General features: G+C 55.2%; 10 protein-coding genes. 4 read left to right on the top strand and 6 right to left on the bottom strand.

Going from position 1 to position 12,541, the window contains the following annotated elements:
• Nucleotides 1-81: 81 nt before the first annotated feature.
• Complete coding sequence (locus tag AB0A83_RS11390) at nt 82-723, top strand: response regulator transcription factor (protein ID WP_150048481.1); 642 nt, start codon at nt 82-84, stop codon at nt 721-723.
• Nucleotides 724-848: 125 nt separating this feature from the next.
• On the opposite strand, the gene AB0A83_RS11385 is transcribed toward AB0A83_RS11390, so the two are convergent.
• The 6 genes from AB0A83_RS11385 to AB0A83_RS11360 form a co-directional block, all read right to left on the bottom strand.
• Entirely contained in the window at nt 849-1,625 is a 777-nt protein-coding gene (locus tag AB0A83_RS11385; protein WP_150048478.1) for an HAD family hydrolase, read from the bottom strand.
• A 76-nt stretch (nt 1,626-1,701) separates the two neighbouring features.
• Nucleotides 1,702-1,917 carry a DUF2905 domain-containing protein gene (locus AB0A83_RS11380; protein ID WP_150048476.1) on the bottom strand — a complete coding sequence of 72 codons (216 nt, stop codon included), beginning with the start codon at nt 1,915-1,917 and terminating at the stop codon, nt 1,702-1,704.
• A 191-nt stretch (nt 1,918-2,108) separates the two neighbouring features.
• Nucleotides 2,109-2,372 (bottom strand): YceK/YidQ family lipoprotein, encoded by a 264-nt coding sequence (locus tag AB0A83_RS11375; RefSeq protein WP_197737356.1) that lies wholly within the window; start codon nt 2,370-2,372, stop codon nt 2,109-2,111.
• Between the two features lie 593 nt (nt 2,373-2,965).
• Entirely contained in the window at nt 2,966-3,490 is a 525-nt protein-coding gene (locus AB0A83_RS11370) for a hypothetical protein (protein WP_150048472.1), read from the bottom strand.
• Nucleotides 3,491-3,497: 7 nt separating this feature from the next.
• Complete coding sequence (locus AB0A83_RS11365) at nt 3,498-4,583, bottom strand: Ig domain-containing protein (RefSeq protein ID WP_190303113.1); 1,086 nt, start codon at nt 4,581-4,583, stop codon at nt 3,498-3,500.
• The gene (locus AB0A83_RS11360; RefSeq protein WP_367154174.1) at nt 4,580-7,207 is read right to left on the bottom strand and encodes a vanadium-dependent haloperoxidase; all 2,628 of its coding nucleotides are present in this window, start codon (nt 7,205-7,207) and stop codon (nt 4,580-4,582) included. Before AB0A83_RS11360 ends, AB0A83_RS11365 begins: the two co-directional genes overlap by 4 nt.
• A gap of 363 nt (nt 7,208-7,570) precedes the next feature.
• Here AB0A83_RS11360 and AB0A83_RS11355 point away from each other — a divergent pair, with 363 nt between their 5' ends.
• The 3 genes from AB0A83_RS11355 to AB0A83_RS11345 all read left to right on the top strand — a co-directional run bounded on the left by AB0A83_RS11355 (nt 7,571) and on the right by AB0A83_RS11345 (nt 12,233).
• On the top strand, nt 7,571-10,639 hold the full coding sequence (locus AB0A83_RS11355; protein WP_367154173.1) for a cytochrome c3 family protein: 3,069 nt from the start codon (nt 7,571-7,573) through the stop codon (nt 10,637-10,639).
• 65 nt (nt 10,640-10,704) lie between these two features.
• The gene (locus AB0A83_RS11350) at nt 10,705-11,820 is read left to right on the top strand and encodes a YncE family protein (protein WP_367154172.1); all 1,116 of its coding nucleotides are present in this window, start codon (nt 10,705-10,707) and stop codon (nt 11,818-11,820) included.
• A 266-nt stretch (nt 11,821-12,086) separates the two neighbouring features.
• The gene (locus AB0A83_RS11345) at nt 12,087-12,233 is read left to right on the top strand and encodes an antitoxin (RefSeq protein WP_150048465.1); all 147 of its coding nucleotides are present in this window, start codon (nt 12,087-12,089) and stop codon (nt 12,231-12,233) included.
• Nucleotides 12,234-12,541 lie beyond the last annotated feature (308 nt).

The raw sequence follows: 12,541 nt of genomic DNA, 5'->3' as shown, positions 1-12,541 counted from the left end.
GTGACTATGCTTACACTTTTATATTCCCCCCTTCATTTTTTGTGTCGTCGCCTATGCTCACCGAGCGCCTAAGTTTTTGCCGTGGCTAGTATCCTGATTCTTTCCAATAACCCCGAACTTATCGCCCCCTGGACGCATGCTTTGATCAATCAGCATTCCGTTAACCGTTTGCTCAATGCGCATAAAGAGCATCAGGCCGATGTTGTCATAGTCGAAGCAAAGAAATTGGACGAAGACGCTAGTCTGTTCGGTCTGTTGAATAACAGACAAGCGCGTTATCTCGTTATCGGCTCATGCTGGCCGGAGAATAAACAAATCGAGGTGTTTGCCCGCGGCGCGGCTGGCTATTGCGAGGAAGCCGAGGCTTCCGTCGTTTTATTACGGGCTGTGGACAGCATTCTCAAGGGTGACGTTTGGATCAAGCGTGCGCTGGTTCCCAAAGTCATCGACGTATTATCGGGCAAATACGCTAGTCATGGCGGCAAACACTCTTCCCCGGTCGATAAAGACCGGTTGGTACGCATGGTCGAGTCGTTATCGGCCAGAGAGTTGGAGGTTGCCGAAATGATTAGGCAAGGAGAAAACAACCGCACTATCGCAACCGCTTTGGAGATTTCCGAACGCACCGTCAAAGCGCATTTGTCGTCTATTTTTCGAAAATTCGAGGTGGACGACCGGTTGCGTTTAGCGATTCGCTTAAAAGAGCTCGAATCGTTCCGCTAGTTTTTAGGCTATTTGCACATGTTTTTCAGCTGCGTGAATGTCGCAAAATGACCGTTTTTAACCGAAAAACAGATTTCCAGGTTAGAAGATATTAACGTGTAGTTTGTTTCTTCGTATTCCCGTAATCAACCTGCAGCATCTTCATTAACCGGCCCGGCGCAAAATTGCTGCAACTCGATAGGTTTGATTCCCAATTGCGGGGCTAAAGCTTTGTCTTCTCGCGTGTTGTAACCCCATAGTGCCAAAAACAATTGACTGCCGGACAATTCAGCATCGTCTTGCACTTCGCGTAGGGCAGGCAGGCGGTCTTCCACAAAATGTAGCGCGCGGTACGAGTGCCCGGCCATTAACTCTTTGAGAATTTCGGGTTTGCGCATGTTGCGGTCCAGCCCGTAGATGCGTTGATCGGCTAAGTCGATGCCGTTAGCGCGTAAAATTTTGCGGACGAAGCGCTCTTGTTTGGTGGTCACAATAAACCAATTGTCGTAGCGTTGCAGATTGCGCAATTTGTCAACCACCCCGTCGAACAAGGGATTCATGCCTATCCAGCCGCTTTTGTCGTAAGCTATCCAGTTATCCCGGGTGTCGCCGAATAATTGCTTCAACTCGGAGACGGTGACTTGAGTTTGTAACAGCAATTGTTCGGTTTTTTGCGGATATTCTTGGTAAATGCTGCCGATAGTGTCGCCGACGTGCAACATGCGCATCGCCAGAATCGCTTCGTATCCCGTTTCTATAATCGGGCGTATCCGGCGGAATTTGTCCACTAGATCCTCCGGCATGTCCGAGCGCATGTCGGGCCACAGTTGGCCGGCAGCTTTCCAGCCGGTTATTGCGGTTTCGACTGCGCTATTGCAGATAACGCCGTCGAAATCGAAAGCCCATAAGGTAGAAGAAATCATAATGCTGGGTGCTTGCGTCTGGTAGGGGAAGAAAAACCGCCTATTTTAACTGAGTGATTAAGCGAATCGCAGTCTGTCACTTGCGCAACCACAGAGTTACGATCAAGGATAGTATTAAGCTGATGACGACCATCGAAGTAACGGGCAGGAAAAAATAGCTGTTTTGATTTTCGATGCGTATGTCTCCCGGCAGACGGCCGAACCAGGCGAATAGCCACGGAGCGTACTTAATCGCCAAGCCAAGCAACACGATAGCTAGTCCGCCGCTGATCAGCATTCGACCCAAGTCCATCTATACCTCTTAAGAACGGTTTTATACGGAACGTACAATCTATCAAAATTCGCTGGATTTCTTGGCGTTGCTTCAAACAACCGAGCGGAAGCTTAAACGCTGTGTTTGCGGTTAAAGGAGCACTAGCCTTTGGGTTGGCAATTTCTGCCGATAGTTTCCGGCCCATCATACGCAAAAGTGGTTTTGCGCGGTCAATGAAAAAATTCGGTGCAGAGCGCGAAGGGCAAGAATAAGGAGTCCAAGGTAAAACTAAGCGGCAAATCCGCTAAAGGGTATGCGGGAGGCTTGACGTTGAATTTTCGTAACGCGATGGCGTTTTCGGTTATCGCGGCCCAGTCCAAGCGGGTACCGCTGTAAATGTATTGGCGTTGAAGCAACGGGGTTTCGGTATCGTTTAAGGTATTGAATGTGGCGCAACCCCACAGGCTGGTTAGACAAACCGTTTGCCAGGCCAATAGCCTGAAACCCCGAGCAGTCCTGAGTCTCGCTGTTGAAAGGCGCTTGCTGCACCGTGTATTTATTGGCTTGTCGAGGAAACGAGGCATTTTGTTTGTTGAATTGTCGGTTTTATCCATGCCTGTAGTCTTTTTAAAGGAGGCAAATCGTCCATCGAAAAAGGGGGATTTGCCATCGACATAGAGTTTTGGCGCTAGTGCTTTTCATTGGTCCCCGGGCGGGCTGATCGGAGTGTCAATCACATCGTAAGGAAGCTTTTGCCGCAAATGGCGTCAGCGAATCAGGCGTAGATTAGGCGATTTTCGGCGGAATACATACCGGATTGACGGGGCTTTTCGTTCATTTCGGACAGAGCATACTCGTGGTGCGCCGAAAAAGCTTGATTGGCACAACAATGCGCGGTAAGGGAGATTTATTTCCGCTGACGTTGGTGTCGTTTGGAAGGCCGATTTACCGCTGTATGTTAGGGTGTTCATCGGCAAGGACCGGAGTGCGCGAAGACGCCGGTATGCGGCTTGTTGCCGATTGTGGCCGAATCTAGCCTTGAAGGGGATTGCGCCGCTCAGTCGCTACGGTATCGCTGCAAGCAGCTTCATTCGGGGTCGCCTTCGAACAGATAATCCAGCTGCAGGCTACCGGTCTTGCTGCTGTATTCGGGATAAGCCAGTTTGGCTTTAACCGAGATCTTGCCGTTCAGCACCGCGCCGCTCTTGCTCAACTTGCAGCCGGCTTTATAGCTTTTCAGCAGGAGAGAGGTTTTCAGGCCGGTTTGCGCGGCCAGGTCGTTTTTAATCGTGCTGATGATCTTGGCTACGCTGTTGCCGTCTAAAACCAATTTGCAACGTTTTTTCTGTTCGCTCCAGCTGCCGATCAATTCGAATTGGTCGCCGCTTAAGCTAAAACTGTGATCGGGCGCAAATTCGGCGTGCAAGGCTTCCAGGCTTTGTTTCTTGAGTTGTGCGGTTTTTGCGCCGAGACTGGCTTTTACCGACAAAACACCTTGAATGTTCCAGGGGTGGCTATCGAGCGCGGCATAAGCAGTGGGCGTGGCCGCTGTCAGCGTTAACAACGCTGCGAGCAATAACCGCGGCAACAACGGATTCAAATAGTTGTTCATAGATAAATCAAAGGCAGGTACAAATCTTGACGGCGATGTCGAAACTCTGGCTGGCGTTGCCGCCTTTGCCGTCGCTGACCTTGAGCACAACCCGGCTGGTAGCGCCGTCGTGATGCGGTTGCATCGGCGTCCAGCCGATCAGGCCGGTTTCGGCGTTTATGCTCATGCCGGACGGTGCGGTCGTTAAGCTGAACGTCAGAGCGTCTCCGTCCGGGTCGTTGGCCTGCACCGCGTAGCTGTAAGCGCGGGTGCCGGTAGCGCTGGTGTTGGCCGTAGAGGTGATAGTAGGCGCACGGTTGCTGACGCTGCCGCCGGTTTCGCTGACCGTCAAGGTGATGGTGTCGATCAGGCTGTCTTCGTAGCCGTCGTTGACTTGTAAGCTGATGCCGTAATCGCCTGTCAGATCCGGGGTAAACCGGGTTTGCGCGGCATCGGTCTGCTCGATGGCGGCAGCGCTGCCGGTCGGTATGGCGGATAAGCTCCAGCGATAGCTTAGGGTTTGCCCGCTGTTGGCATCGGAGGATAGGTTGCCGTTCAAGCTGACGATGCCGTTTTCCCACACCGCTTTGGCAACCGCGATGGGACGCTGATTACCCGCCGGCAAGCGGACCAAGTCGTAACTGACGCTGAAGTGGGATGGGTCGGACGGCGTGTATTGTTTTTTAAAAACCTTGCCGGCCAAAAGGGTTAGCGTTTGAGTGGCCGCCGGGCTGAACGGATGGGTGGCTGCAAAACTCACCGAAACCTCGATTTGTTGACCGGCAGCCAATTGGCCCTGTTCCATGACGACACGGTAAGGGTAGCCGTCTATGGTTTGCCCGTCGGCCTCTGTGACGGCTAAGGAAGTAGCGGGCGGCGAAGTATTTTTCAGTACCCAGGAAATCGGCGCAGCTATCGCCGAATCCGAGAGGTTTTTCAAGGTGGCGTTTTGCCGGTAGGTTCTACTGGCGGCATCGTATACCGGAGTGTCCGTTTGCAGGCCAAGCTGCAAACTGTGCAACAGGCTAGGCGCCGCGTTCGCTAACTGAGAGCATAGGGCTAAGCCTAACGGTGCCAGGCGGGTCGTTGTTATTCGGCCGGGGTTGATATTCATTGGGCGCTGCCGTCGAAATAAGACTGGGCTTTGCGAAACGCGGCTTTGCCGATTACGCTGCCGGCCAGACGGCCGGCGAAGTCGTCCGTTTCGATATGGATTCCACCCCATAGGCGGGATTGACCGGCTTGATCCGACATGTCGTAGTAACCCGCCCATTGCAAGCGGATGTTCTCGGATGGGCCTTGTTCGTGGATGAGATAGCTGTTTTTGGCAAATACGGTTTCCGCAAATCCGCCCGGAAAATACGGGCTACCGGTGATGGCGGTCAGTACTTCCGCCGCAGACCGACTGAAGGTGCTGTGGCCGGAGCAATAACCCGGAAAAGCCGGGGTAACGAAGGTCTTGCGTTGATAAGGTACCCAGGCTTTGCCGAGTACCCAGCGGACGCCGCTGTATTGGTTGTGGATGTCGTCCGGGCTGCCCGGCCAGGCCAAAATGGCGATGTCGCCGATCGTTCCGCCGGCTTGGGCCGTTAGCAAATGCGCGTGGCGTTGGCCGCTGGCGGCCGATTCGGCGCTGATTAATTCCACCAGGCCGTCTTCCAGCGGTATGCCCTGCGGATGGTAGGAGGGTAGGGTGGCATCGGAAGATTGGCCTAACTTTGCCATATAGCGAATCATGGTGATGGGACGGGCGCTATCGTAAATGCGTTTGGCGCCCCAGGAAGCGATGGCGGCGTCGTGGGTGGCGCCGTTTAAGGCGAAATAGGTTTTTACGTCCCATTCCAGGCGGTCCAAACTAGGTCCTTGCCCGGCGAATCGATGAGTGAAGCCGGCGGTATCGGCTACTTGGTTGGCAATCAAATTCCAATGTCCGGGCGGCGTTTCCGAAGTTGGGCCGTCGGCCCAGTATTCCGCCAATACCCGGCCGAAGTCGCCACGTTTGACGATTTGCGGTGCATAAGCTTGGCCGGTGACTGGATTTTTGGCGTAACCATGGCCGTCGTTGCTGCCCAAGGCGTTGTTGCCTAGGGCAGCCGGGGAGATGTCGATGGTGGTATCGTCGTCGGGGCTTAAGTAACCGGACATGCGTACAACTTGTAAAGCCTGTCGTTTGTATTCGCTGTCGCTATCGGTTCCCAGCAACGGCGGCCGCCCATAATCCTGCTTGTTCAGCTCCTCGCCGGCGTTTTGGCTGGCGAACGGGCTGACGGCGCCCCACTGCGAACCGATGAAGGTCTGGATTTTGTCCGGTAGCGGGATGCCGTTTTGGGTCACGGTTTTATCCAGTGCCAAGGGTTGCCAGCGGTTAGGATTCAACTGGTAAGCAGGGTCGCTCGCATCGGTGAGGAAAATGTCCGGTTCTTTGACGATCAACGGTTTGTTGACCGCTTGGTAACCGGAGTCGCTGTAATTGCCGGCTTGATTCGAACCGTCTTCCATGCCTGCGGCCAATATGCGTGCGGCGATGCGGTTGCCGACCGCGGCCGGGTTGTTTGCTTGACTGTCGGTATAAGCGGGATCCAAGCCCAAGCGACTCATCAAGGCGGCGAATCGCTGTTGCGACGTGGCGTAACCCAAGGCTAAAGGGGACGAGTAACGGGCCGCCAGTATCCGGTAAGCGGCGAAGCTGATGGCTATTTCCCGGTCTTGTTGCGGCGTGTCCGATACGATGCGTTCGTCGACGAAATAGCCTTTGCCGATGTCGTCGTAAGCTGCCCAGGCGTCGTACATGGCGGCCGACAGATGAAACAGGTTGCGGGCGTGTACCGGCGGGCGCGGCGTATCGATGCGGATGGCCGCCAGATTTTCTTCGTTCCATTGTCTGGCTATGCTGAATGCCGATTCCGGCTTGACCCCGCAATAATGGCTGGCGACGCCGTTTTGGAAGGTATGGCCGCTGACTTGCAGATTGTCGGAAAGATTCAAGCGCTCGCTCAAGCCGCAATGGGCTTCTCCTACCACGCATTGGGCGAGGGCCTCCGCGTTTTGCGCTGAGGCGCAACGGCCGGGAAGTGCGTCGGCCAGATCGACGCCTTCGCAAGCCTTGGTCAGCTTGGCGACCGCCTTGTTGCGGGCTTTGTTCAGCGCAACTGAGGTTGTTTCCAGACAGGCCGCCAAGTCTTCGCTGGATTCCATCCGATTTTTCTTCAGGCTCTTGGCGCTACGCCGTAAATAATCGGCAAATTCCAATTTTTGCAATTGATTCAGGGTTTGTGCCGCCGCATTGCGGCATTTTTCCCCGGCGCTATCGGTTGCCGTCGCCAGTGCGGAATTCAAGTCGTCGCCGAATAGTTGCTTGAGCAAGTTAGTCGTGGCGTTGATGGCTTCGCTGCTATTCGGGCCTATTTCCGGCAACAGTTCGCATTTATTCGCCAATACCGCTTCGGTATGCATTTGCGCCTTACGCAAGGCCTTAGTCGGACTGGATAAACAGCTTTCCGGATCGGCACCGCTGCGTTGGCTTTTCTTCAAACACGCGGCCGCATGATTTCCGGCCAGTCTGAACACCTTGGCATGGGCCGCTTGCAAGGCCGAAAAGCATTGCTTTTGGCTCTTTTCCATGGCCCAAACCGACTGGGTCGATAGGCTGAAGATCAGACAAATAAAGCCAACGGCAAACAAAAATTTACCCGGGATTTGCGGGGCGGGGTAGCAGGACGAAATGAGTGGGCTGTGCATAAAAGCGGGGCTAGGTGATCTAGTGAGTCTTATAGCGACAGCAATATGCGGACCATTTAAAGAGCATCGGCAATCGATGCAGCGGTACACGGCCGAATCCTGACTTCGATAGCCGAGTTTGCGTCATATCCCTTGGTGTGCTGAGTTATATCCCGCAATTTAATAATCGCCGTATGCCGGCCGGAGAATGTTTGTAACTCGGTTTATCCCGACAAACTGCAGAGAACTAACGCGTTTCTTGAGTCATGGTCCGCTGTTTGCTTTGCAACTCAAATACCCGGCTGCGGCCACCGTCGGCAGGTGTGGTCACTTAGAAAATCAGCAAGCTAACTTCGTTTAAGTTAATCCGCAAGGGAGATCGAATTGCATACCGTATATTTGCCGCTACCGATGAAAGTAATGGGGCCGCTATTCATTCTGCTAGGGATGCTCTGCGCGGCCGAAACCGCTTTCGCCAAGCCTAAAGCGGTCAAGGCGGTTAACGTCGCCGGCGCTCTCAAGCTTTCGATCAAGAGCAACGATAGCCAAGTGGTCGTTTACGACGATTACATGAATCAGGAAATCGCCCGGTCGACTACCGCTAGCGGCAAAGCCGAGTTATTGCTGGAAGATTTGCCGGCTCTGCCGTGCCGGGTGCGGGTGGAATCGGGCGGAAAAGCGCTGGTCAAGCCGGTAAAGGGTGCAACCGGGTGCAAAGGGCGGGACGCGCCGCCGCTATGCCAAATCATCCGGCCGGCGAATGACCAGGTCATAGCCAACGGTGCCACTTTGAGTTTTATCGGCGATGTGAAACGGGCCAGAAGCGCGTATTTGCGCTACGAATGGGATTTCGGCGGCGCGGCGGACGCGCGTCCCACCGGCAAGGAAACCGGGCCGGTCAGCTTTAATCTGGCACGCGATGCCCGGTTCTGGGTGACCTTTACCGCATCCGACATCAGCGGCGCCCGCTGTTCGGACCGCGTATTGATTACCGCCGGCTCGCCGCCGGACATTCCGGCCAAAGTCGCCGAGCAGACGCAAGTCGGCAACGGCATTGCCGGCGACGGCTACGTGGTTTTGCCGTTCACGCCGTTCAGCATGGAATTCCACGACCTAAGCTACAAGGGCATGCCGCAAATGTACCCGATCAACTGGCTGGACGCGGTCGTGCTGAAAAAAGGCTCGGTCGGCGGCGACAAACCGGTGTTCATGTCGCAAACCGATGTGCAGGTGCGCTTCTCGGCGGCCTCGAACCCGGCCGACCCGGTGGGCGCCGGATCCATCAATTCGACCAGCCAGAACTATCCGGTGGGTAGCCGTTATGCGCAGGCGACAATCAAAAAATCCGATTTTTACGATCCGTGCGAATTTACCGGCGGCAACCAAGGCGTATACGGCGAACCGACCGAACGCGGCAAGCTTTTGGGTACGGTGAAAGGCACGGGCCACGTGATTAACTCGGCAACTTGCAGTTTCGGCCAATTCAACCAGTTCGATCCCGACAGCGATGCCAACACCTTCGGCGCATACGAAATTTTGCCGGACGAAGGGCAGCGTTATTACGACGGCACCGCCTATTCGATTTGGGAAGGCGAGGTACAGACGTGGTTAGGCTATCTGCAGCCGACCGGTGTGGCCATGCCGGGCATCGTTAATCCTTATCACGCCAACGATCCGCAGGCTTTCAACGTATTCGACGCCGAGCGCAACGTGTTCGAAGCCGACGGCATCGTGTTGTTTCCGACCGACGATCAAGGCCGGCACAATCCCTATCCTCTGATGCGGGTACAGGCGGAAGCGAACGGCAAGGTATTGACGACAGGCGACGCCGTGGTCGGCGTCAGTACCGAATTCAACTGCGCCGATTGTCATAGCTACGGCAAAATCGGTGCCGACCAAGCCTTTTACGACCAGCTGCGCCAAGACGTAGCCAATGCCGCGGAAGGCAGCGAGCTGGCCAAATACAAAGGATTCGCAATCAAGATCCCGACCTTCGTCAAACCGGAGGATTTGGATGCTCAACGTAAGGACGAACGCGACGTGATCGAGCAGGCGGCCATGCGCAATATCGCCTTGCTGCACGATTTCACTTATTCCTTTGCGCGCGGCTTGAACGATCCTCCGTCCTGGATGAGCGAGGCGGCCTGGCCCGGCTGGACCATCATGGGCCGGCCGGCGACTAACGGCACCCAAGATGCTTGCGGCAATTTCTGCCACCGCTCCGACCCTAAAGTCAACGAGAATTGGGAGCCGATGCAGGCGGATTGGGTATCGGCCGGCGGCGGTTCCTGTCCGGAATATTCGAATTCCTTGCACAACACCCACGGCCGCATGTTGGGAACGTTAAACGCCGATTACACCGGGAGTTTGGAGCGTTTGCCGGTCAGCGGCGGCTTCAAAATGGCCGATTTGACCCAAAAACTCGATTCGGCTCATCCGCTGCTGTTTCAGGTTAAAGATGCCGGCACCCCGGAAGGTAGTTGTTTGTTTTGTCATCAGGGCAAGCGCGACAAATACCAACGCGACGTGATGGCGGCGGCGGGCGTCAACTGTATCGATTGCCACGGCGACATGGTGGTGCAGGCCGGGGCCAGCGCCATGGTATCCCGGTCGACCTCGGAAAATCCGCCGGATAACAACCTGCCTATTAAATTCGACGAATATCCCAGACACCCGTATCGGGACGGCTTGCCGAGCTGCGCCTCCTGCCATACCGGCAACGGCGACGAACCGGTACTGCGGCGCAGCTACGATATGACCACCGGTAAATTCGTCATCCTGGAGGCGAAAAACGAACGGTTTGCCGAGAATTTGACCCCCAAGCTCAGCAGCGTCGGCGGGTACCATCCCGTGGAGGTCAGCGAGGACGGCCAAGCCTGTCCGTTGGGCACTTATACGGACACTTTGAGCGCGGGCAACAACGTTTGCGAACGCGGCCTGTTCCGCAACAGCGTGGATCGTCACGGCGCCTTGCCTTGCGCAAGCTGCCACGGACCGACCCACGCTACCTGGCCTAATCCTAGTCCCTACGCCAACGACAACGTCACGGCCTTGCAACTGCAAGGGCATACCGGCACGATTTTGGAGTGTAACGTCTGCCATAGCGACGACGCATTCAAAACCGGCGCGGTGGACGGGGTGCGTTACGGCACCGGCATCTTGGCCGGCCCGCACAACATGCACCCGGTCAACGACCCCTATTGGTGGCAAGACACTCAAGGCAGCGGCCATGACGGCGGTTATCACAATCAATTCGCCAAAAAACCGGGCATGGGCGCGGAGAGCGATCAATGCGCCGCCTGTCACGGGGCCGACCACAAGGGTACCCGCTTGTCGAAAGCAGCCGTGGATAGACGCTTCAGCAACGGCAAAGGCAAACCGGTGTCCATCAAAGCCGGCCAATATATCGGCTGCGATGTATGCCACAGCCTGGAACAAAGCTTTCAAAAGTAAACGAGTGCCCAGCCGATTCCGCCGCCGGGCGGCGGAATCCATTAGTCAACCGAGGGAAACCAACTATGAAAATCGAAACTGTCATTCAGCTGCCACGATTGGCGCGGCAGTCGGCTGTTATTGGCTCGCTGTGCGCTAGTCTGGCTAGTGGGCCCGTATTCGCCGCCGATCCCACCGATACCGGCAAGATCTTGGTAACCAACCGAACCTCGGGCACCTTGACCGTAATCGACGTCGCAACCGATATGGTGACGGACACGGTTTCGCTGGCGGTACCGGGTTTTCGGCCGCCCGATCCCATGTACGTCAGTTACGTGCCCAAGCTGAACCGCATCTACGTCAACGATAGAACCAACAGCGCGGTGACCATGCTGGATGCAAAGACCTTTGAGTTGCTGGATTCGGTGCCGGTAGGAAAGGGGGCTTTCCATATGTGGGTGGATCCCAACGGCAAGCAGTTGTGGGCCGTCAACGACATCGATAAAACCATTTCGGTACTGAAACCGAAAACCCTGGCGACGCTGGATACTTTTAATATTCCGCAAACGCTGATCGATTTGGGCGGCAAACCGCACGACATCGCCATCGACAACAAAGGCAAGTTCGCCCTGGTCACCGTGCTGGGTACCAGCGACGGCAAAGGTTACGTGCTGCGCTACGATACCAAGAAACGCAAATTGACCCACCAAGCCGAGGTCGGCGGCGATCCGCACGTCGGCATAGGTTGGAAAAAATCCGTGGTGTATGTGGCCTGCCAAACCAACAGCAAGGTTTACGTGTTGAATACCAAGGATTTGAAGCCCTTGCACGATCCCATCGACGTTCCCAACGCCCACGGAACGGGCTGGACCCATAGCGACAAGATCTTTTTCACCACCAACATCACCGGCAAGGGCGTGGACGGCTTGCAGGCGATCGGCGTGACCGGCAATGCGGTGATCGGCAAAACCGATACCGGGGAAGGCTCGGAAGAAACCGACGAAGACGTGCCGCACAATATCGCGATCACCAAAAACGACAGCAAATTGTACATATCTCATTCCGGCCACGATCCCGGCGAAATCAGCGGAGTGGTGACGGTGTACGACATCCGCGATCCCGCCAGTCCCAAATACCTGCACACCATACATGTCGGCTTGAATCCGTTCGGCATTGCTTATATGGGTAACAAGACCCGGTAGTAGCAGGAAGTTAGCTCCGGCACCTGTCCGGCCTTGATTGAAAGCTTGCAAGACGAGAGGTATCGTATTTCTCGCCTGCGCACAACCATCCGCCCGGAATGACCGGCATTTTTTGTAATTCGTGGTTAAAAACCGGCTTGAATAATTGTGTCGTCTACATCAGCTACAAATTTCGGTACCTCCGCTCCTCGTCCTCCAGGAGAGGGATGGGGTGAGGGAAGCAAAACCGAAATTTGAAGCGTGATGACTATATTCTTGGAGCCACCATGTGCCAAATCGCTAATTTGTTCAACAATGGCCGCAGCCAAGCCGTTCGACTACCGGCGGCGTTTCGCTTCGAAACCCAGGAAGTTTTCATCCGTAAAGACCCGGAGACCGGCGATGTAATCTTGTCGCCTAAACCGGCGGATTAAAGCGATTTTTTCGCGGGGCTGGGGCCCTGCATACCCGCCGATTTCCTTAGCCTAGTATGGACTTGCCGATTGCAGCCTACGCAATAGCCGTTGATGCCGTATTGGTACCAATGACCGGGCTTTTTTACCCACTTGAGGGGTTGAAAATCCAAGATTGGAGGCTGGAATACATCATATTGGCTTAATCAATGGCAGTAATTGGCTACCCAGGACAATCGGCTTTCCAGCCATGCTTTGTGCTTGTCCGGCGTTATTTGCTGCGTTCCGGCTGCATCTAACCTCGAAAAAAGGCGCATCCCTGCGCCTTT

The sequence above is a fragment of the Methylomonas sp. HYX-M1 genome, assembly GCF_040741385.1.
Lineage (GTDB): Bacteria > Pseudomonadota > Gammaproteobacteria > Methylococcales > Methylomonadaceae > Methylomonas > Methylomonas rhizoryzae.
The sequence above is the reverse complement of the archived record's forward strand: the minus strand, read 5'-3'. Positions and strand labels throughout refer to the sequence as shown.